This window comes from Xanthobacter sp. SG618 (assembly GCF_012932745.1).
GTDB lineage: Bacteria > Pseudomonadota > Alphaproteobacteria > Rhizobiales > Xanthobacteraceae > Xanthobacter > Xanthobacter flavus.
The window spans coordinates 223,522-244,860 of the sequence record NZ_JABBHL010000001.1 but is presented as its reverse complement, the minus strand read 5'-3'; the positions used below and the strand labels follow the sequence as shown (position 1 = coordinate 244,860).

Sequence of the window (21,339 nt, the reverse complement as noted above, 5' to 3'; positions counted from 1 at the left end):
ACCTCAATTGTCCTCTCGAACAGGGCTCTTGCCGCGATACATGGGCAGGAGCACGCGGAACGTGGTGCGGCGGGGCTGGCTATCGCATTCGACGATGCCGCCGTGGTCACCGATGATCTTCGCCACCAAAGCAAGACCGAGGCCAGAGCCGGTGGGCTTGGTGGTCACGAACGGGTCGAACAGGTGGGGCACGAGGTCTTCCGGCACGCCCTTGCCGTTGTCCCTCACGCAGAACTCAAGCGGCAGGCTGACGCGCGTGGAGGCGCCCGGAACCATCAGGCGCACGCCGGGGCGGAAGGCGGTGGTGAGCTGGATCTCGCCGTCCTGATCGCTGTCGATGGCTTCCGCCGCATTCTTCACCAGGTTCAGGAACACCTGGATGAGCTGGTCGCGATTGGCGAGCACTGGCGGCAAGGAGGGATCGTATTCCTCCACGAAGCGGATGTGGCGGGCAAAGCCCGAGGACGCCAGCGTGCGCACATGCTCCAGCACCGCATGGATGTTGACCGGCTCGCGCTCCACGGGACGCTCGTCGGAGAACACCTCCATCCGGTCCACCAGCTTCACGATGCGGTCGGCCTCGTCGCAGATCAGGCGGGTGAGCGCCCGGTCCTCGTCGTCGGCGGACTGTTCCAGAAGCTGCGCCGCGCCACGGATGCCGGAGAGCGGATTCTTGATCTCGTGGGCCAGCATGGAGGCAAGCGCGCTCACCGAGCGGGCGGCGCCGCGGTGGGTGAGCTGGCGGTCCATCTTGTCGGCGATGGTGCGCTCCTGGAGCATCACCACCACATTGTCCGGCTGCTCGTTCACCGGCGCCACGTGAATGTCCACGATGCGCTCGCCGCCGTTGCGCGGCGTGCCGAGGTCCACGCGATATTCGTTCACCGGCGCGCCGCGCTGGCGCACCTGATCGATGAGGCCGAGGAGCGGCGTGCCGAAGGGCACGAACTCGGTCAGGGGACGCCGGCGCAGCAGCGGCGCGCTGACCTCGAAGAAGGCTTCGGCCGCGACATTGGCCTCCACCACATGGCCGTTGCCTGCGATGGTGAACAGCGGGTGCGGCACGGCATCGAGAATGGCGCGCGTCATGCCGGGCTCGGCGCCGCCGGCCTTAGCGACGTCGGCCTTGGCGACGTCCGGCGTCACCTCCTTGCCCGCAGCCTTGGGCGCATCCTTCGGCGCGTCCTTCCGCGGGTTCGAACTGCCCTTGCGCTTTTGATCCATCTTCCGTGTGTCTTGCTTTCTGGCTTCGGCCGTCATGCCGCCGCCCTCCACATGAGTTCGTCGTAGGCCGCCATGATCCCGGTCTTCACGCGGCCCGGCTCGTCGAGCACCAGCAACCCCTTGCGCCAGCGCTCCACGAAGGCGGCGCGTGCGTTCCCCTGCCCTTTTGCCGCCGCATCCAGCGCCCAGCCGATATGCTTGCGCGCCTGGCGGACACCGAGGGCCGTGCCATAGAGCGACAGCCAACCCTCATAGAGCTCCAGCAGGATGTCCCGCTGCAGATCGAGCGGCGGATCCTCCTCGACCACGCGGCCGGCGAGCGCCTGCGCCACCCGGCCGGGAAACCATGGCCTTCCCTGCGCGCCCCGGCCGATCATCACCCCATCGGCTCCGGATGCCGCGAGAATGGCGGGGCCATCCGCGAGACTCACCACGTCGCCATTGGCTATCACCGGGATCGATACGGCATTCTTCACCGCCCGGATGGCGCTCCAGTCGGCGCGGCCGGTGTAAAACTGGCAGCGGGTGCGGCCGTGGATGGTCACCATGGACAGTCCGCACGCCTCAGCCATCTCGGCGAGGGCCACGGCAGTGGGCGAGCCATCATCCCAGCCGAGGCGGGTCTTCACGGTCACCGGAACGCTGACCGCCCCACGCACAGCCTCGAAGATCGCCCGCGCCAGAGGCAGATCCCGCAGCAGCGCCGCGCCGGCGGCGCCGGTGGTCACGCGCTTGGCGGGGCAGCCCATATTGATGTCGATGAGCCCGGCGCCGGCGGCTTCCGCCACGCGCGCAGCCTCGCCCATGAGTCGCGGGTCGTTGCCGGCGATCTGAACGGCGTGAAACGATACCCCTTCCCCTTCAGCGCGCAGCAGCATCTCTGGATGACCCTCGAGAAGCGCCTCGCTCGCCAGCATTTCTGATATGACGAGCCCCGCGCCATGGCGGACAGCCATCCGCCGCACCGGCGCATCGGTGATTCCCGCCATGGGGGCGAGGATGACCGGATTGGGCAGGGTCGCGGCGCCGATGCGCAACGCCGGAATGGACAATGGGACAGTCTCTTGCACAGATTTTAGGCCAGCTGCGTTCTGCCTACATCTTAGACAAATGTGCGCAGCACGCAAGGGCAGTGTGCGCGCCGCTGCACCGCAGCATGTGCGACCCCACCTTCCGCTACCAGCCTGACCTGCCGCCTTCGGTGAAAAAGGAGGATCGGCCGTGACCGGAACGTCGGCCGCGAACTGCGTGGCGATCGTCGTGGCTGCCGGGCGCGGAAGCCGCGCGGGCGGACCTTTGCCGAAGCAGTACCAGCAACTGGGCGGCGAGCCGGTGCTGCGCCGCACGCTGCGCCTTTTTTGCGAGCATCCGGCCGTCACGGCCGTGCTTGCGGTCATCCATAGCGATGATTCAGGCCTCTTTGCGGACGCCGCAGAAGGCCTGCCCAAGATTCTGGCACCGGTTTCCGGTGGCGCGACGCGGCAGGACTCGGTGCGCGCCGGCCTTGAGGCACTGGCGGGTTCCGGCGCGCCGACGGTCGTGCTGGTGCACGATGCCGCCCGCCCCTACGCCACACCCGATCTCATCGCCCGCGCCATCGCCGCGGCCGGTGAAGCCGATGCCGCCATCCCGGTGCTGGCGGTGACCGACACGGTGAAGCGCGTTGACGCCGCCGGGCTGGTTCAGGAGACGGTGGATCGCGCGGCTCTGCGCGCCGTGCAGACGCCGCAGGCGTTCCGCTATGCCCCGCTCGTGGCCGCCCATCGAGCGGCGGCCGAGAGCGGTGTCACGACACTGACCGACGATGCCTCGGTGATGGAATGGGCCGGCCACAGGGTCGCGACCTTCGCCGGCGAGACAGGGAACATCAAATTGACCACAGCCGAAGACATGACCCGCGCCGCCGCTTCCACGCTCGCCGACCTGCCGGATGTGCGCACCGGCACCGGCTTCGACGTCCATGCCTTCGGTCCCGGCGACCATGTGATGCTCGGCGGCGTGGCGGTGCCCCACGGCTTCGGGCTGGTCGGCCATTCGGATGCGGATGTGGGCCTGCACGCCCTCACCGACGCCCTGCTGGGCGCGCTCTGCGACGGCGATATCGGCGCCCATTTCCCGCCCTCGGACCCGCAGTGGAAGGGCGCGTCCTCCGACCGCTTCCTCGCCCATGCGGTGGACAAGGTGAAGGCACGCGGCGGGCGCATCGCGCATCTCGATCTCACCCTCATCTGCGAGGCTCCGAATGTCGGGCCCCATCGCGACGCCATCCGCGCCGAGATCGCGCGCATCACCGGCGTTCCGGCCGCCCGCATCTCGGTGAAGGCCACCACCACGGAGAAGCTTGGCTTCACCGGCCGGCGCGAAGGCATCGCCGCCATGGCCAGCGCCACCATCCGCCTGCCGGCGGGCGAGGAGATCTGACGATGGACGAGGACACCTATGCCCGCGCCGTCGCCGTCCTCGACGCCTTCCGCGGCCGCGGCTGGACGCTGGCAACGGCGGAATCCTGCACCGGCGGGCTCGTGGCCGGCGCACTCACCGAGGTGCCGGGATCGTCTGATGTGGTGGACCGCGGCTTCGTCACCTATTCCAATGCCGCCAAGATGGCGATGATCGGCGTGCCCGAAGCGACTCTTGCCGCCCATGGCGCCGTGAGCGAGGCAACCGCACGCGCCATGGCCGAGGGCGCCCTGAAAGCGGCCGGCGTGGATGTGGCGGTGGCCATCACGGGCGTCGCCGGGCCCGGCGGAGGTTCGGAGACGAAACCCGTTGGTCTCGTCCAATTCGCCTGTGCCCGCCGCGACGGCACGACCGTCCATCAGGAGAGGCGATTCGGCGAAATCGGCCGCGCCGAGGTGCGCCGGCTCTCGGTTCTCCAGGCACTCGATCTGCTGCGCAGCGCGGCATCCTGAAAACGAAAAAGCCGCCCGAGGGCGGCTTTTCAGCTTTGGGGCAGCGAACCGCCCGTCAGAGCTTGGTCACGACGCAGTCGCCGCCCTGGGCGCGCAGAGACTGGCAGAGGTCGTTGGCTTGGTCGCGGCTGGCGAAGGGGCCGACCTGGGCGCGGTAATAGATGCCCTTGTCGCCGAGATCCGCCTTCTTGACCGTCGCCTTGTAGCTGCCAAGCAGGTTCGGATACTTGGCCTGCAGCGCCTTCCACGAGCCGAGTGCATCGCTTTCCGACCGCTGGGACGCCACCTGCACCACATAGGTGCCGGCCGCCGTGGGCGCGGGGGACGTGCTGGCGGTGGCGTCCGCCGGGGCGGAGGCGGGAACGGTGGTGACGGGGTTGGGCTGCGGCAGCCCCACCGGGATCGGGTTCTGGCTCGGCGCATAGGCCGAGACGGCGCTGGACGGCACGCCGGGCGTCACGCTGCCGTCGGCGCGCACGGTCATGGTGCGCACGCGCTTGGGCTCGGTGAGGTTCTGCGTCGCCTGCATGGGCTGCTGGGTCGGTGCCGGGGCGCTGTCCGCGGGCGGACGGGCGGCGGAGGTCACATCCACCGGCTGCTCCTCGCGCGGCACCATCTTCTCGTTTCCGGCCGTCACGGGACCGCCCATGCGGTCATAGATGGATTTCTGCGCGTCGGCCGTTGTCGCCGGCGTCGTGGTCTTGGCCGGGGCGGAATCGGCTTTGATGACCGGAGGCCCGCCGGACGTAGACATCAGTCCCGAGCGGCCCACGGCCATGTTGTAGGCGAACACGCCGGCAACGCCCGCAACCACGAGACCCACCAGCGAAACGCCGAGCAGGAGCGCCGTGCGACCGCGACGGCGGCGCGGTTCCGGCTCGTACATCTCGTCGCCGTGGGGCGGCATGTAGCCGTCATCGGCATATTCCGGATCGTAGCGGTCGTCGTAGTCGTCGTAATCGTAGTCCTCGTCACGACGCGCGGCGGAATAGGCGTAGCCCGCTTCGTCCGTCTCATCGTCGTAACGCGCCGCCTGCTGGCCGGAGGCTGGGCGGCGGTCGTCCTGATAGCGCGTGTCCTGATACCGGGCGTCTTGAGAGCGCGGATCTTGAGAGCGCGCGTCCTGACGATACCCCTGGGCATCCGCCCGGCCGTAAGCCTGCTGCGACTGCGGGGCCTGACCCTGGCCGTAGCCGGCGGCCCGCGCGCGGGGATCGGCGCTGCGGGGATCGGGCTGCCGCGGATCGTCTACGCCGTCATCATAGTCGTCGTCGTAATCGTCATAGTCCTGCGCCGGCTGTTGCTGCGGCGGCACGGCGCGGGCAGCGGCGGCGTCGCGGGCGAGGGAGCCGTAACCCAGGCGAACGTCGGCCGTGCGCGTATCCACCGGGCGGGGTGTGGGAGCGTAGGACGGAGCAGGCTGGGCATAGCCGGACTGGCCATAGCCCTGCGGAGCGCGGGACTGAGGCTCCGGCGCGTAAGAGGGCGCGGTGCGCGCCGGGACGGCCGGCTGACGCGCGGGGGCGGTGTTCCACGCCTCGGCGTCGTCGTCCTCGTCATATTCGGGTTCGACAACAGCCGCGCGGGACGGTGGCTGGAGCGCGGCGCGAGGCGGCTGAGGGGGCGCCAGACGCTGAGCAGGCGCGGGAGCTGCCGGCGGCGCAAAGCGCTGCGCAGGCGCCCGGCGGGCATCCAATTGCTGGGCTGCGCTCTGCTGGGGCGCGGCCGAACGGGACTGCTGGTCGGGCGGGAGCCCGTCAAAATCGTCGAAAGGATCGTGATCCATGAGCCGAGCAAGCTCGGCGAGGGGATCACGACCACCCGCGCGATCGCCACTGGCGGCCTGCGCCGGCCGGGAGCCGGGGCCGCTTCCCGTGGCAGCATCGTCACGCCGGTAGCGGTACCTGCTTTCGTCGCCCATGTCGCCTCGATGTGTTGCGCCGCCCACCCGGCCGGATCCTCGCGAAACGGATCTTCGCGAACCGGCCAACAAGCCCCGCCCGCACCTCGGCCAGCATATGCCAGGCCGCAACCGGACGAGCGATTATTTCATCTCGTCAACGGCCTCCACCCCGAGCACCTTGAGACCGGAAGCGAGTACCGTGGCCACGCCATGCACCAAAGCCAAGCGAGCCGAGGTCAAATCTCGATCATTCTCGATAATGAAGCGTAAATGTGGCAAGTCTTTTCCCCGGTTCCACTGGGCGTGGAACTCGCTTGCCAGATCATGCAGGAAGAAGGAGACGCGGTGCGGCTCGCGCGCTGCCGCCGCCTGCTCCACGAGGCGCGGCCATGAGGCGATGCGGCGCAGCAGCGTGAGCTCGCCCTCATCATCGAGTCGGGCGAGGACCGCCCCGGCGAAGCCGGCGGGCTCGGCCGGCAGGTCCGCGAACTGCTCGTTGGCATTGCGCAGGATCGACTTGGCCCGGGCGTGGGCATACTGCACGTAGAAGACCGGGTTCTCGCGCGACTGCTCGATCACCTTGCCGAGATCGAAGTCGAGCGGCGCGTCGTTCTTGCGGAAGAGCATCATGAAGCGCACCGCATCGCGGCCCACCTCGTCCACCACCTCGCGCAGCGTGACGAACGAGCCTGCGCGCTTCGACATACGTACCGGCTCGCCATTGCGGAACAGGCGCACGAGCTGGATCAGCTCCACGTCGAGGCTGGCCTTGCCGCCCGACACCGCCTTCACCGCCGCCTGCATGCGCTTGACGTAGCCGCCATGATCGGCGCCCCAGACGTCGATCATCTTGAGGAAGCCGCGCTCCACCTTGTCCTTGTGGTAGGCGATGTCGCCGGCGAAATAGGTGTAGCTGCCGTCCGACTTCTTCAGCGGCCGGTCCACGTCGTCGCCGAAATCGGTGGAGCGGAACAGGGTCTGCTCGCGATCCTCCCAATCCTCGATGGGTGCGCCCTTGGGCGGCGGCAGGCGGCCCTCATAGACCTCGCCCGACGCGCGCAGCGCCTCGATGGTCGCGCCCACCTTGTCCACCGCGCCGAAGGCCAGCGAGCGCTCGGAGAAGAACACGTCGAACTCGATGCCGAGGGCGGTGAGGTCGTCGCGGATCATCTCCATCATGCAGCCGATGGCGAAGGAGCGGAAAACGGGCAGCCATTCGCTCTCCGGCGCGGCCATGTATTCGCCGCCGTGCATCTCGGCGAGCTGCTGGCCGACGGCGACGAGATAGTCGCCGGGATAAAGGCCGTCCGGAATGTCCGCTTTCTCGCCCGTCACCGCCTCACGGTAGCGCAGGAAGGCGGAGCGGCCGAGCACATCCACCTGGGCGCCGGCGTCGTTGATGTAATACTCCTTGGTCACGGCAAAGCCGGCGAATGCCAGCAGGCGCGCCATGGCATCGCCGAACACCGCGCCCCGGCAATGGCCCACATGCATGGGGCCGGTGGGGTTGGCGGAGACGTACTCCACATTCACCTTCTCGCCCGCGCCGAATGCCGAGCGGCCGAAGTCGAGGCCCTGGGTGAGCGCGGCGGCGAGCACCTTGGGCCAGAAGGCGGCGTCGAGGGCGATGTTGATGAAGCCGGGACCGGCCACGTCCACCCGCGCCACGCCCGGCACCGCCTGCAGCTTGCCCGCGATCTTCTCGGCGAGGTCGCGCGGCTTCAGGCCGGCGTCCTTGGACAGCACCATGGCCGCGTTGGTGGCGAGGTCGCCGTGGCTCGCATCGCGCGGCGGCTCCACCACCACGCGGGCGAGGTCGAGGCCGGCTTTGATGACGCCCTCGGCGGAAAGGGCGGCGACGGCTTCGCGGACGTGATCGGCGAAGATCGCGTAGACGTTCATGGAATGGGGTCCAATCGGGTTCGGTTGCCGGCGCGCCTAACGCAAGTCCGGTGTCGAGTCAAAGAAACGGGCGTGCTGGTCGAGGGCGTAGCGGTCGGTCATGCCCGCGATGTAGTCGCAGACGCGGCGGGCGAGGCGCTCGCCTTCCAGCGTCTCGATACCGTCCTGCCAGGAGGGCGGCAGGTCCTTCGGGCGGTTGATGAAATAGGCGAACAGGTCGCGGATGACCCCCTGCGCCTCGGCCATGATGCGGTTGACCCGCTCGTGCCGGTACATGCGCGGAAAGAGGAAGCCCTTCAGCGCCTTCTCCTTCTGCCGCATGGCATCCGAGAAGGCGACGATGGGCGCGCCGAGGGCCCGGACATCCTCCGCCGAGGCCACGCCGGCAGCCTGCGCGCGGCGGGTGCTTTCGGCCACCACATCCTCGATGAGCAGGGTGATGACCAGCCTGAGCACCTCGTTCACCGTGCGCGGCACGTCGAGGCCGGGATAGCGCCCGCGCACGCTGGCCAGCGCCTCGCCCACCAGCGGCAGGCCGGCGATGTCGTCCAGGGTGAACATGCGGGCGCGCAAGCCGTCGTCCAGATCGTGCACATCATAGGCGATGTCGTCGGAAATGGCGGCGACCTGCGCCTCCGCCGAGGCGTGACTCCACAATTCGAGATCCTGCTGGGCGGAATGCACGCGGATGGCGTGGGGCAGGCCGTCGCGATAGCGGCCGATGCCGTTGCCTTCGCGGTCGGTCAGCGGGCCGTTGTGCTTGGCGATGCCCTCCAGCGTCTCCCACGTCAGGTTGAGACCATCGAAGGCGGCATAGCGGCCTTCGATGCGGGTGACCACGCGCAACGACTGGGCGTTGTGGTCGAAGCCCCCCTGCCCCGCCATGCAGGCGTCCAGCGCCCGCTCGCCGGCATGGGCGAAGGGCGGGTGGCCGAGATCATGCGCCAGCGCCAGCGCCTCGGCGAGATCCTCGTCCAGCCCCAGCGCGCGGGCGATGGAGCGGGCCACCTGCACCACCTCCAGCGTGTGGGTGAGGCGGGTGCGGTAGTGGTCGCCCTCGTTGAAGACGAAGACCTGCGTTTTCTGCTTCAGACGGCGGAAGGCAGTGGAATGGATGATGCGGTCGCAATCGCGCCGGAACGGGCTGCGCGGCGGCATCTCGGGTTCCGGGACAAGCCGGCCGCGGGAGCGCTCGGCTTCGCAGGCCCAGGCCACGCGGGGCGTCGCGCCGCTCACCGCCATGACCGCCCCTCCCCCATTCCAGCCGGCGCGGTACAAGCCCCTGCGGCGACGCACAAAACCCTTTTGCACCGCCCTCCCTTTAAATCGGGGGCGGATGGACTTACCTTAGAAGCCATTGCCAGCTTCAATTCGTAAAGTCGATACCATGGAAACCTCCCTCGCCCCGACGACCGCTCCCGCCGATGCTCCGGTGACGGAAGTGGACTTCACCGTGACCGACGCGGCCGCGCGCCGCATCTGCCAGATTCTTTCCCCCGAGCCTGCCGGCACGTTCCTGCGCATCAGCGTGGAAGGCGGCGGCTGCTCCGGCTTTTCCTACAAGTATGATGTGACGCAGGAACAGTCGGACGACGACCTCGTCATCGAGAAGGAAGGCGCCAAGATCGTGGTCGATCGCATGTCGCTCGACTATTTCAAGGGCTCCCAGCTCGACTACAAGGCCGACCTGATGGGCTCCGCCTTCAAGATCTCGAACCCCATGGCCACCGCCAAATGCGGCTGCGGCTCCAGCTTCGCCGTCTGAGCCTTCCTCGGGCGCAGCCGCGCGCGAGCTGACCGATCCGGCACCTGCGAGTGCGGCTGCACCGTGCGCGCGCAAGCCCGCTACGGCGCCACGTTGCGCGGCACGGCGCTGCGCCACGGGCGCGGCAGACCCTTGGGCCAGTCGTCGCCGTAGCAGGGGAAGAAGCGCTCCGTGCGGGCATAGATGATGAGGTCCGGCGCGTAGCGCTTCACGTCGTCGAAGCTGAAGTCGCAATTGCCGGTCACCCGCGCGGAGGCATGCATCCAGGCCACTTCCTTCACCGGCGCGTTGGCGAACAGGCGCGGCCAGGACATGGCGGTGAAGGAATCGCCCATGATCAGGACCTTGAGCCCCTCCGGCGCATAGTCCCGCACCACCGACCTGAAGGCGATGTGCTCGTTGAGGCTGCGCAGCACAGGGTCCAAGCGCGGCTTTGACGCCTTGGCGGGCAGGTTGAGGCGATAGTCCTCCTCCTTCACCTCGGGCGGCATGCGCATGGCGCGCAGCAGATCGCCGCGCGGCGCCGGCTCCAGCTGGCCGACCACCTGCGCCGGGTCCACCTGCCAGTCGGGATGGCCGGCGGCGACCATCACGGCATTGAAGGCAAGAATGCTCGAGCGGGCGTTCCAGTGGGTGTCGGTGAGGAGATAGCGCGGCGCGGGGCTGGCCTTCAGCACCGGGCGCAAATCCACCGTGGTGACGCCCCGGGCCTTCAGGCCGGCCAAAGCGAGATCATATTCCGTCGTGGGGTAGGTGAGCGCATCGTTCCACAGCGGCAGCGCCTCCACCTCCACAGATTGGGCGTTGGGCGGCAGGGCGACCACGATCTTGGTACCGAGCGGCGCGAGGATGCGCTGCATCTCCCCGAGCATGTCGACGAAGCGCTCCACGTTCGCCGTCCGCACCAGCGCACCGGCGGATTGCGCCGGCGTCTGCTCGCGGCCCCAGAACAGCTGGCCGTCGCGGCCGGCGTAGAAGGGCTTGCTGTCGGGCGAGTTCAGCTCTGCCCGAAGTTCCCGGCGCAGCACCGGCAGGGTGGCGCGGAAGCCGAAATTGTCCTGGATGAAGATGCCGATGTTGCGGAACCACAGGTCCAGCTTGCGGCTGAACTCCCATTCAGGCGCCACCTTCACGCGCCACTGCATGCTCGCGAGCGGATCGGGAATGAGGTTGGACAGCAGCAGGAAGCCGAACAGGCCGGCGACCATGGCGCCCAGGTAGCGGCGATGCCGGGAGAGCAGTGTCATCGGGCGCTCCTCAGAACCGGTAATAGAGGAAGGGCGTGCCATTGGTGCCGCCCACCCAGGCGACGCTCGCCAGCATCAGCACCGCGACCAGCGCGAAATCCGCTACCCGTGCCATGGCCCCCTCCCCCGACAGGAGCCGCCAGCGCGGCCAGCGGAAGAAGCCGATCAGCCCGCCCACGACGAGGGCGATGATGGCGAGCGGCGTCAGCCCGAAGCCCAGCGCCATGGAGGCACGGCTGAAGCCGTTGAGTCCCGCGAGCCCGTGGAACATGTCGATGGCGCCGGGCAGGCTGTCAGCGCGGAACCACACCCAGCCGATCATCACCACCAGTACCGTGTAGAGGTGGCTCACCGGACCGGGCATCCGCTTCAGCCAGCGGCCGAGGAAGGCCCGCTCGATGATGAGGAAGGCGCCGTGGTGCGCGCCCCAGATCACGAAGGTCCAGCTCGCCCCGTGCCAGAGGCCGCAGAGCAGGAAGACGACGGAGAGATTGATGTAGGTGCGCATCTCCCCGTGCCGGTTTCCGCCCAGCGGGATGTAGAGGTAATCGCGCAGGAAGGCGGACAGGCTCATGTGCCAGCGCCGCCAGAAGTCGGTGATGGAGTGGGCGGTGTAGGGCAGCCGGAAGTTCCGCGGCAGCACGAACCCCACCATCACGCCGAGGCCCACGGCCATGGTGGAATAGCCGGCGAAGTCGAAATAGATCTGCACCGTATAGGCGTAGAGGCCGAGCCAGGCCTCCACGAAGGTCGGGTGGGTGGTGGTGTCGAACACCCCGTCCACGAGCCGCGCCACCTCATCCGCGATCAGCACCTTCCAGGCGAGGCCGATGACGAACAGCCGCGCGCCTGCCGAGAAGCGCCCCAGCGTGACCCGCCGCTGCGACAGCTGCCGCGCCACAGTGGCATAGCGCACGATGGGGCCCGCCACGAGCTGCGGGAACATGCACATGTAGAGGGCGAACTGCGCCGGATCGCGGTTGGCGTGGACCTTCTTCTTGTAGATGTCGGCGAGGTAGGAAATGGCGTGGAACGAATAGAAGGAGATGCCCAGCGGCAGCGAAATCTGCGGCACCGGCAGCGCCACGCCCATGGGCTCGATGACGGCGTTCAGGTTCTCCGCCAGGAAGCCCGTATACTTGAACAGCCCAAGCAGCAGGAGGTTCAGCGTCACGCCCAGCGCCAGCACGCGCTTGCGCTCTGCGCCTTCGCGCACCTCGATGGCCTTGGCGAGAAAGAAGTTCGCCGCAACGGACGCGAGCAGGATGAGGATGTGCGGCGTATAGCCCGCCGAATAGAAGACGAGTGAGAAGGCAAGAAAGATGTAATTCCGCGTGGTGATGGTCTTCGCGGAGAAATAGGCGACCAGAAAGAGCGGGAAAAAATAGAACAGGAATTCGATGGACGCGAAGGTCATGCCGCCCGGCCGCCAGAGATTGTCATCCGGCGTTCCTGCCACTCTTTTCCCGATGCCGCAACCCTTTGGCGGATGTCGACAGGCGTGGCGATAGGTAAGGCGCTCCGCCCCATTGCCTCCCCGGCGGGCCGGCGTATCCTCCGCCGCGAAGGAGCCGCCACCCCATGCGCATCGCCACCTGGAACGTGAATTCCATCCGCCAGCGTCTCGACCACGCGGTCCGCTGGCTCGGCGAGAGCCGGCCGGACGTGGTCTGCATCCAGGAGATCAAGTGCCAGACGGAGGCCTTCCCGAAGGAGCCGTTCGAGGCGCTGGGCTATAATGTCAGCGTCCACGGCCAGAAGGGCTTCAACGGCGTCGCCCTCCTCTCCCGCCTGCCGCTGGAGGACGTGACCCACGGCCTCGCGGGGGACGACGGGGACGAGCAGGCGCGCTTCATCGAGGCGGTGGTGTCGGTGAAGGGCGGCGTGGTGCGTGTCGCCTGCATCTACCTACCCAACGGCAACCCGCCTGATACCGAGAAATACCCCTACAAGCTCGGCTTCATGGAGCGCCTCTCCGCTTTTGCCGCCGACCGGCTGAAGCTGGAGGAGCCCCTGGTGCTCGCCGGCGACTTCAACGTGATTCCCGAGTCCCGCGACGCCGCTGACCCCGCCGCCTGGACGAGCGACGCCCTGTTCCTGCCGCGCACCCGGCAGGCGTTCCGCTCCCTCCTCAATCTCGGCTTCACGGACGCCCTGCGCGCCACCTCCGACGCTGGCCGGCTGTTCACCTTCTGGGATTACCAGGCCGGTGCCTGGCAGCGGGACAACGGCATCCGCATCGACCATCTCCTGCTATCGCCGCAGGCGGCCGACCGGCTGATTGCCACGGGTGTCGACAAGCATGTCCGCGCCTGGGAGAAGCCCTCAGACCATGTGCCGGTCTGGGCCGACTTCTCCATCGCGGCGTGACGCAGATGGCGGGAAATGCGACGCGCTTTGAGGGCGGCTGCCTGTGCGGCCGCCTGCGCTATCGGCTCGAGCGGGTGAAAAGCGCCTATTGGTGCCACTGCACCATGTGCCGCCGGGCCTCCGGCTCCGCCGCCCTGCCCTGGGTCTCCGTGGCGCGGGAGGATGTCACCTTCGTCTCCGGCACGCCGGCCGTGTTCGAATCGAGCCCCGGCGTCGCCAGGCGCTTCTGCGGCAATTGCGGCAGCCCGATCGTGTTCGACATGGCGCGGGAGAGCGATGTGGACGTGACTGTCGGCACGCTGGACGATCCCGACCGCGTACGGCCCACCCATCACATCTGGGTCAGCTCGGTGCTTCACATGGCCCGTGATCTCGGAGCAGGATTGCCGCACTACGACGGCGAACGACCCTCGGACTTGTAGACCTCAGCGCTTCGCCGTCTTCAGCCACACTTCCAGATAGCCGAGCGCCTTCTCGCGCTCGTCCGGCGTCGCCTCGGCGAAAGCCTGCTCGTGGGCGTTCACCACCCACTTGTCCTCGGGACGGACGGCGGAATCGCGGGCCAGAGTCAACCACATGAGGCCGCGGGCCCGCTGGCGGGGCACGCCCTCGTCACCGCGGAAGAGGAGCACGCCAAGGGTGGCCTGCGCCTCATACTGGCCCTTCTGCGAGGCAAGCGTCAGCCAGCGGCCGGCATTGCGCGCGTCGCGGGGGCCGCCGACGCCTTCGAGATAGAGCTTGCCGAGCTGGTACTGCCCGTCCGCGTCGCCGAAATAGGAGGCGGCGTAGGAGAACATGTCCCGCGCCCGGGAGGGATCCCGCTTCACCCCGGCGGAGGGGATGCCGATGAGGTAATAGGAGCCGAGCGCCACGAAGGCATTGGCCACGAACCGCGACTGCGCCGTCCCGGGATAGTCCTCGGCGTGGCTGCTGGCGATCTTCTGGAAATACTCGAACGCCTTGGCGTCGTCGCGCTTCACGCCGTCGCCGTCCATATAGATGCGGCCGAGCTTCCACTGGGCCATGGCGTGGCCCTGTGCGGCGGCATACCCGAGGGCGTCGATGCCCTTGGCGGTCTGGCCGGCGCGAAGCGCCTGCGCCCCGGTGCGGAAGGCCTCATCCACGGGGCGGACCTGCGGCGCCAGCGGCACGTTGGCCGGCGGCGTCAGCGGCTGCATCTCGTAGGGTTGAAGGGTCTGCGCGGTGCCGTCGAAGGCATGGGCGCGTCCGGCCGCAAGACCAGCCACGGCGAGGAAGAAAATGCTCGCGACGGCGGCCTGGGTGCGCACGCGGCGGGGGCGGCGCATCGCGCTCCCGGCCGGCACGCTCACCTTGCCCCCCAATGTCCCGTGTGTCGCAACCGCAATCATGATGGAGGGAAGATGACCGGACGCAACGGCAATATCGGGGCCGAGGAAAGGCCGAGCAGCGGCACCTCTGGGGCGACCTTTCGAGCGAAGCCCGGCGCCGCCCGCCGGGGCATCCTCTCGCCATGTGCAACGACCGTCCATCAGGACCCATCCCAGGCGCGGCGTCCGGAAACACTTTCCGGGCTACGCTCACCGCCGCGCGTTGAGGTTCGATTTCATGTCGTTTTGTGGCGAGTTCGCGGCGTAAGGCCCTTACGGGAACCCAGCACGTTCAAAGGATCGGGAGTGTGTCTTCTCTGTCACAATAAAAGGTGCCAAGACCCTGCAAGAAGGCGGCCGGAAAGTTCAAGTCTTAACCATGATCAAGACGGTCGGCAAAAACTGAGGCGCGGTGGCAACACTTGCCCCCGCGCCTCAGCCACTAGCCGGTGACGTTTCGGAAAACGGCGCCCTCAGGCACCAGCGGAGAGCTGGCCGATGGCGGCGCGGACCTTCTCCTTGCGCAGGATGTACTCCTCACGCTTCTCGCGCTCGGCTTCCACCACTTCCTCGGGCGCGCGGGCGACGAAACTCTCGTTGGAGAGCTTGGCGTCGATGCGGGCGACCTCTTGGTCGAGCTTGCCCTCTTCCTTGCGCAGGCGGGCAAGCTCGGCGCCGAGGTCCACCACGCCGGCGAGCGGCAGGGCCACCACTTCGCCGCGGACCACCATCTGGACCGAGCTGGCGGGCACCTGATCGGACACCGAGACGTCGGACAGGCGGGCGAGGCGACGGACGGCGTCGTCCCAGGCGGCCACGCGGGCGGTCGTCTCCGCGCCGGGCTGCACGAGCACGAGGGGCACCTGCGCGCCGGCCGGCACGTTCATCTCCGCGCGCACGGAGCGGATCTCGGTCACGAGGTCCACCACCCAGCCCACCTCGGCCTCGGCATCGGGCGCCTCGAGGCCGGTCAGGTCCGGCCACGGCGCCAGCGCGAGCAGGCTGGTGCGCGCCGGCCCTTCCTTGCCCGTCTCCGCCCACAATTCCTCGGTGAGGAAGGGCATGAACGGATGCAGAAGGCCCATGGCCACGTCCAGCACATAGGCGGTGGCGGCGCGGGTCTCGTCCTTGGCCGCGCCGTCGGGGCCGGAGAGCACCGGCTTCGCCAGCTCCAGGTGCCAGTCGCACACCACGTTCCAGATGAAGCGGTAGACCGCGCCCGCCGCCTCATTGAAGCGATAGGCGAGGATCGCCTCGCAGACCTCCGAGGACGCACGCGCCGCCTCGCCGATGATCCAGCGGTTGAGGGTGCCCTCCACCTTCGCCGGATCGAAGCCCTCGGTGCGCACGCAGCCGTTCATCTGGGCGAAGCGCACGGCGTTCCAGAGCTTGGTCGCGAAGTTGCGGTAGCCCTCGACGCGAGAGGTGGCGAGCTTGATGTCGCGCCCCTGCGCCGCCATGGCGGCGAGGGTGAAGCGCAGGGCATCCGCCCCGTACTTCTCCACGAGGTCGAGGGGATCGATGACATTGCCCTTGGACTTCGACATCTTCGCCCCCTTCTCGTCGCGGACGAGGGCGTGGATGTAGACGTCCTTGAACGGCACTTCGCCATCCATGAAGTGCAGGCCCATCATCATCATCCGGGCGACCCAGAAGAATATGATGTCGAAGCCCGTCACCAGCACGCTGGTCGGGTAGAACTTCTTCAGCTCGGCCGTCTCGTCCGGCCAACCCATCGTGGAGAAGGGCCAGAGGGCGGACGAGAACCACGTGTCCAGCACATCCTCGTCGCGGGTGAGGAACTGGGCGCGCTTGCTTGCATCGTCGATCAGCGCTTGTGCGACTTCGGGCGAGAGGCTCTCATTGCCCACATTGTGGACAATGGCCTGCTCAAATGCTTCGTCCTCGTCTTCCGCGACGAAGACGTTGCCGAAGGGATCGTACCACGCCGGGATCTGATGGCCCCACCACAGCTGGCGCGAGATGCACCAGGGTTGGATGTTGTCCAGCCACTCGAAATAGGTCTTCTCCCAGTTCTTCGGCACGAAGGTGGTGCGCCCCTCGCGCACCGCCGCCAGCGCCGGCTGGGCGAGGGTCTTGGCGTCCACATACCACTGGTCGGTCAGCCACGGTTCGATGACCACGTTGGAGCGGTCGCCGTGCGGCACCATATGTGTGTGCGGCTCGATCTTCTCTATAAGCTCAAGGGCAGTCAGCACCTGAACGATCTGCTTGCGAGCAATAAAGCGGTCAAGCCCGTTGAACTGAACGATATCGCTCTTGGGCGTTAGAGGTTCAACGTAAGCGTTCGGCCTATCTGAGCAGTCATCAATGATCCCAAAGAGATCGATCCGCGCCTCGGCGTCGAGCACGTTGATCATCGGCAGGTCGTGCCGGCGACCCACGTCGAAGTCGTTGAAGTCGTGCGCCGGGGTGATCTTCACCGCGCCGGAGCCCTTTTCCGGGTCGGAATATTCGTCGGCAACGATGGGAATGCGCCGGCCCACCAACGGCAGGATGACGTGCTTGCCGATGAGGTCGCGGTAGCGCTCGTCGTCCGGGTGCACCGCAACCGCGGTGTCGCCGAGCATGGTCTCGGGCCGGGTGGTGGCGACGACGATGAAGCGGTCCTTCTCGCCCTCGATGGGATAGCGCAAATGCCAGAGATTGCCCTTCACCTCCACCTGCAGCACCTCGAGATCCGAGATGGCGGTGATGAGCTTGGGGTCCCAGTTGACGAGGCGCTTGTCCTTGTAGATCAGCCCCTCGCGATAAAGCTGCACGAACACCTTGAGGACGGCGCGGGACAGCCCCTCGTCCATGGTGAAGCGCTCGCGCGACCAGTCGCAGGAGGCGCCGAGCTTCTTCAACTGGTTGACGATGGTGCCGCCCGATTCGGCCTTCCACGCCCACACCTTCTCGATGAAGGCCTCGCGGCCGAGGTCCCGGCGGCCGGGCAGCTTCTGGGCGGCGAGCTGGCGCTCCACCACCATCTGGGTGGCGATGCCGGCATGGTCGGTGCCCGGCTGCCAAAGCACGTCCTTGCCGCGCATGCGCTCGAACCGAGCCAGCACGTCCTGCAGCGTGTTGTTGAGCGCGTGGCCCATGTGAAGGGAGCCGGTGACGTTCGGCGGCGGGATGACGATGGAGAAGCCTTCCGCGTCCTTGCGCTCGGGGCGGCCGCAGCGAAATGCGCCGGCATTTTCCCAGCGATCGGCGATGCGCTCTTCAACGGCGGCGGGATCGAAGACTTTTTCCAGCATGAACGGGACTCCGCGGCGCCGCTCGGCCGTCACCGGCGCACCGCGCCGGGCCGGCTCCGCGTCCGCTGTGGTCGGAACGGGTCAGCCGGCGTTTAAGCCGGACGCACGGTCCGGCGTCAACACGCCGGCCGCACGGGAATGGAAAGAGAGGTGGGTGGAGAGGCCCGCGCCTAGCGCTGGCGGCGGGCGACGCGCTCGATCTCGGCCCGCACAAGATCCTCGACGATGGTCGGCAAGTTGGCGTCCAGCCAGTCCTTGAGCATGGGGCGGAGAATCTCCTTCACGAGATCTTCCACCGTGCGCTCCTTCTGCGGCAGCAGCACATCGCCGAGATTGCGGAAGGCGGCCATCACGGCAGCATCCGCATTGGCGGAGAGTAGATCGCGGCGGCGCACCGTCTCCGCAGGATGGCCATCGCCGGCGGGCTGCGCCGGATGATCCTCGAACGCGGACGAGGCCGGCTGCGGGCGCATGGGGCGCGGCTGGGGGGCGGCGGCCTCGTGGCGGTCTTCCATCTCCTCGCCCCCGTGGTCGGGATAGGTCGGCTGCGGAACCGGGCGCAGCGGACGCGGCTCTGCGCGCTGCGGCTCGGGATGGGGTTCATGGCGCGCTTGGCGAAGCGCAGCGGCGGCCTCGGCGAAGGCCGCCTCATCCTGGTCTTCGAGCCAGGGACGCTGCGGCCTTGCAGCTGGTTCTGCCGCGGGACGCTCGCCGACGGGACGCGGCGGCGGGGCCGGACGGAGGGCGGGCCTCTGCGGCGGCGCATAGGCGGCGGAGGGCGCTGCCTCCCGCTGGGGGGCCGGACGGCGCGGAACGGGCGGCGGCTCAGTGGGCGCCTGCCGCTGCGCGACCACGCGGGCTTCCGGCGGACGGCGCGGGCGACCATCGCTGGACGGCGGAGCTTCGGGGCGACGCGCAGCCTCCGCATGCGGGGCCGGCTGCTCGTCATCCGCCATGATGCGGCGAATGGAAGCCAGAATTTCCTCCATCGACGGTTCCTGCACCTTGGGGCTCGCAGCCATGTCCCGACCTCGGCCGAAGACGAGCCGTCGGACATCCGTAAGCGGCAATTATGCGCGCCTACAGGCCGACGGCGAGAATCGCCAGTTGTAGAGGGAGTATGGCACCGCCTCAGTTGGCAGCAACAACTGTCGCAGGGGCGGTCTGGGGATTATTTTCCGTCAGGTGTGCGAACACCGGCCCAGCTGTCGCGCACCTGATTGTAGTGCACGCGCGGGTCGTAATAATTCACCTTCAGGCCCAGCGAGAGCGCATCCAGCCGACCGATGGTGGAGACCAGCGCGTAGGCCGCGACCACCCGGTCGCGCTGGGCGACGACGAGGGACGACTGGGAGTTCGTCAGGTCGCGCTGGGCGTTCAGCACGTCGGTGGTGGTGCGCTGGCCGACCCGCCATTCCTCGCGGACACCCTCGAGGGCCAGCGTGTTGGCGGCGACGGAGGCCTGCGCCGCCTGGATCTGCGCCTTCGCGGCCTCGAGCGCACCCCAATACTGCACGGCCTGGGCACGGATGGTGTCGCGGTTGACGTCCACCTCGATGCGCGCCTGCGTCAGCAATTCCTTGGCCTGGCGGATGTTCGCGTACTCGACGCCGCCCTGGTAGATCGGCACCGAGAGATTGAGCGTCATCGCCGCGCCGGATTGGGAGTCGACCGAGAAGTTCTGGTCGTAGGACTGCGAGAGCTGGCCCTGCAGCGAGAGGTTCGGCATCAGGCCACCCTCGGCGACCTTCACCTGGAACATCGCCGCGTCCACGGCGAATTCGGACGCCTTGACGGCCGGGTGGCTGCTGAGGCCAGTGGAAATCACCTTGTCCACCGACACCGGCAGCGTGCCCTCGATGGAGCGCGGGGTGGTGAGCTTGCCCGGCTCGACGCCGATCACCTGCCGATAGTTCGCCTTCGCCGTGGAGAGGTTCGCGACGGCCTGGCTCACCTGATACTGCGCGTCCGCGACCCGGGCTTCAGCCTGGGCCACGTCCGTACGGGTCACCTCACCCACGTTGAAGCGGTCGCGCGTGGCGCGCAGTTCCTGCTGGAACGCTGCGAGGCTCTTGTTCTGCAATTCCAGGAGGGCGATCGCCTGGATGACGTTCATGTACGCCGTGACACCGTTCAGAAGCACCGACTGCTCGGTGTTGCGGAGCGTCTCGCGCGATCCGCGCACCTGCGATTCGGCGTTGCGGGTCTGGTTGGCGGTGACGAAGCCGTTGAACAGCGTGTAGGCGGCATTGAGCGCGAACGCGCGCGGCCAGAGCCACCCGTTGGTCTTGACGCCGGACGCCTGCTGCTTGGCGAATTCCGGCCCGGCCTGCGCGGTGGCGTTCAGGGTCGGGCGATAGCCGGACAGCGCCTGCGGCACGGTCTCATCCGTGGCGCGGGTTCCGGCGCGCTGGGCGTTCAGCGTGGGGTTGTTCGTGTAGGCCATTGCCAGCGCCTGATCCAGCGACTGGGCAGACGCGACACCCGATGCACCCAGGACCAAAGCAAAGACACTGACGCCCGCCAAACATGCAACACCGCTTCGGCGAATGCGCTTTGCAACCGACATCCCAATCTCCCGATCCGACACGGCCATGCAGACTCGCCGCACCGACTCTGCCGCGCGGTAACTTTTCGGTAAGATATCGGTCCCGCTCCCGATCCGAAACCGATCGGTTCGATGGAAGCGGCGTTTTCGGCCTACCGCGGCAAACGCGCCACAGTGGTCAGAAAGTGAAGCGGGGCGCGGCTTTGAAGCCGGGAAGCGCGGGAACGGCCGCGTTGAAGGCGACCCGTTCGCTCACGGAACCTGCCACCTTGGTAAACACGCAGGCCTTGCCTGCCCCGCCGTGACCGACAACGGCGACGAGGCGCCCGCCTTCCTTGACCTGATCGAACAGGGCGGCCGGCACCTCGTCCACCGAGCCGTTGAGGAGGACGAGGTCGTAAGGCGCTTCCGCCTTCCAACCCGCGTTCAGCGGCCCCTGCATCACCGCGACGTTGGCGACGCCGATCTCGGCGAGCGTGGCGGTGGCGGTGGCCGCGAGGCCGGCATCTTCTTCCACGGCCACGACCTGCTGGGCGAGGCGGGAGAGAACGGCGGCCGAATAGCCGGTGCCGCCGCCGATATCGAGCACGTGGTCATGCTGCTGGACGTCCGCCTCCTGAATGAGGCGCGCGAGGATCATGGGCTCGATGAGGTAGCGGGTCGGGCTGCCGGAGGTCAGAGCGAGGTCGTCGTCGATATAAGCGAGCGACTTGAGCTGGGCCGGAACGAAAAGCTCGCGGGGGATTTCGAGCATCGCACCGACGATGCCCGGGTCGGTGACGTTGTTGGTGCGCACCTGGCTATCCACCATGCCGCGGCGCAGCTCGACGTAATCGATCATTTTCCCGTCTCCGGC

17 protein-coding genes are annotated in these 21,339 nt (G+C 68.0%); 5 read left to right on the top strand and 12 right to left on the bottom strand.

The window, feature by feature from the left end; all coding sequences use genetic code 11:
- Positions 1-3: 3 nt before the first annotated feature.
- Together FHT36_RS01205 and dusB are read right to left on the bottom strand one after the other, a co-directional pair.
- Positions 4-1,089 (bottom strand): nitrogen regulation protein NR(II), encoded by a 1,086-nt coding sequence (locus FHT36_RS01205; protein ID WP_169121451.1) that lies wholly within the window; start codon positions 1,087-1,089, stop codon positions 4-6.
- Positions 1,090-1,256: 167 nt separating this feature from the next.
- Entirely contained in the window at positions 1,257-2,276 is a 1,020-nt protein-coding gene (gene dusB, locus FHT36_RS01200; RefSeq protein ID WP_281408729.1) for a tRNA dihydrouridine synthase DusB, read from the bottom strand.
- 169 nt (positions 2,277-2,445) lie between these two features.
- Between dusB and FHT36_RS01195 the strand changes: the two genes are divergently transcribed.
- Positions 2,446-3,645: a bifunctional 2-C-methyl-D-erythritol 4-phosphate cytidylyltransferase/2-C-methyl-D-erythritol 2,4-cyclodiphosphate synthase gene (locus FHT36_RS01195; RefSeq protein ID WP_348644362.1), complete on the top strand. Its 1,200-nt coding sequence runs from the start codon at positions 2,446-2,448 to the stop codon at positions 3,643-3,645.
- Between the two features lie 2 nt (positions 3,646-3,647).
- Positions 3,648-4,136 (top strand): CinA family protein, encoded by a 489-nt coding sequence (locus FHT36_RS01190; protein ID WP_169120393.1) that lies wholly within the window; start codon positions 3,648-3,650, stop codon positions 4,134-4,136.
- A 55-nt stretch (positions 4,137-4,191) separates the two neighbouring features.
- On the opposite strand, the gene FHT36_RS01185 is transcribed toward FHT36_RS01190, so the two are convergent.
- The 3 genes from FHT36_RS01185 to FHT36_RS01175 form a co-directional block, all read right to left on the bottom strand.
- On the bottom strand, positions 4,192-5,922 hold the full coding sequence (locus tag FHT36_RS01185; RefSeq protein ID WP_169120384.1) for an SPOR domain-containing protein: 1,731 nt from the start codon (positions 5,920-5,922) through the stop codon (positions 4,192-4,194).
- A 258-nt stretch (positions 5,923-6,180) separates the two neighbouring features.
- A complete protein-coding gene (gene argS / locus FHT36_RS01180) occupies positions 6,181-7,941 on the bottom strand; it encodes an arginine--tRNA ligase (RefSeq protein WP_169120376.1) in 1,761 nt (586 codons plus the stop codon).
- A gap of 36 nt (positions 7,942-7,977) precedes the next feature.
- Positions 7,978-9,183, bottom strand: coding sequence for a deoxyguanosinetriphosphate triphosphohydrolase (locus FHT36_RS01175; protein WP_169120374.1), 1,206 nt, complete (start codon positions 9,181-9,183; stop codon positions 7,978-7,980).
- 145 nt (positions 9,184-9,328) lie between these two features.
- Here FHT36_RS01175 and erpA point away from each other — a divergent pair, with 145 nt between their 5' ends.
- Positions 9,329-9,706 carry an iron-sulfur cluster insertion protein ErpA gene (gene erpA / locus FHT36_RS01170; protein WP_081837719.1) on the top strand — a complete coding sequence of 126 codons (378 nt, stop codon included), beginning with the start codon at positions 9,329-9,331 and terminating at the stop codon, positions 9,704-9,706.
- Between the two features lie 80 nt (positions 9,707-9,786).
- Here the strand turns inward: erpA and FHT36_RS01165 are convergent, their stop codons facing one another.
- Positions 9,787-10,953 (bottom strand): alginate O-acetyltransferase AlgX-related protein, encoded by a 1,167-nt coding sequence (locus FHT36_RS01165; RefSeq protein ID WP_169120372.1) that lies wholly within the window; start codon positions 10,951-10,953, stop codon positions 9,787-9,789.
- A 10-nt stretch (positions 10,954-10,963) separates the two neighbouring features.
- Entirely contained in the window at positions 10,964-12,370 is a 1,407-nt protein-coding gene (locus tag FHT36_RS01160) for an MBOAT family protein (RefSeq protein ID WP_169120370.1), read from the bottom strand.
- Positions 12,371-12,534: 164 nt separating this feature from the next.
- On the opposite strand from FHT36_RS01160, the gene xth reads away from it, so the two are divergent.
- Both xth and FHT36_RS01150 read left to right on the top strand, forming a co-directional pair.
- Positions 12,535-13,323 (top strand): exodeoxyribonuclease III, encoded by a 789-nt coding sequence (gene xth / locus FHT36_RS01155; protein WP_169120368.1) that lies wholly within the window; start codon positions 12,535-12,537, stop codon positions 13,321-13,323.
- Between the two features lie 5 nt (positions 13,324-13,328).
- Entirely contained in the window at positions 13,329-13,745 is a 417-nt protein-coding gene (locus tag FHT36_RS01150) for a GFA family protein (protein ID WP_169120366.1), read from the top strand.
- Between the two features lie 3 nt (positions 13,746-13,748).
- Here the strand turns inward: FHT36_RS01150 and FHT36_RS01145 are convergent, their stop codons facing one another.
- The 5 genes from FHT36_RS01145 to FHT36_RS01125 all read right to left on the bottom strand — a co-directional run bounded on the left by FHT36_RS01145 (position 13,749) and on the right by FHT36_RS01125 (position 21,324).
- A complete protein-coding gene (locus tag FHT36_RS01145) occupies positions 13,749-14,630 on the bottom strand; it encodes a tetratricopeptide repeat protein (protein WP_169120364.1) in 882 nt (293 codons plus the stop codon).
- A 515-nt stretch (positions 14,631-15,145) separates the two neighbouring features.
- Positions 15,146-17,935, bottom strand: coding sequence for a valine--tRNA ligase (locus tag FHT36_RS01140; protein ID WP_169120362.1), 2,790 nt, complete (start codon positions 17,933-17,935; stop codon positions 15,146-15,148).
- A gap of 170 nt (positions 17,936-18,105) precedes the next feature.
- Positions 18,106-18,450: a PopZ family protein gene (locus tag FHT36_RS24270; protein WP_246701970.1), complete on the bottom strand. Its 345-nt coding sequence runs from the start codon at positions 18,448-18,450 to the stop codon at positions 18,106-18,108.
- A 656-nt stretch (positions 18,451-19,106) separates the two neighbouring features.
- Positions 19,107-20,504 (bottom strand): TolC family outer membrane protein, encoded by a 1,398-nt coding sequence (locus tag FHT36_RS01130; RefSeq protein WP_169120351.1) that lies wholly within the window; start codon positions 20,502-20,504, stop codon positions 19,107-19,109.
- Between the two features lie 157 nt (positions 20,505-20,661).
- Positions 20,662-21,324 (bottom strand): protein-L-isoaspartate O-methyltransferase, encoded by a 663-nt coding sequence (locus FHT36_RS01125; RefSeq protein WP_169120349.1) that lies wholly within the window; start codon positions 21,322-21,324, stop codon positions 20,662-20,664.
- Between the last annotated feature and the right edge of the window lie 15 nt (positions 21,325-21,339).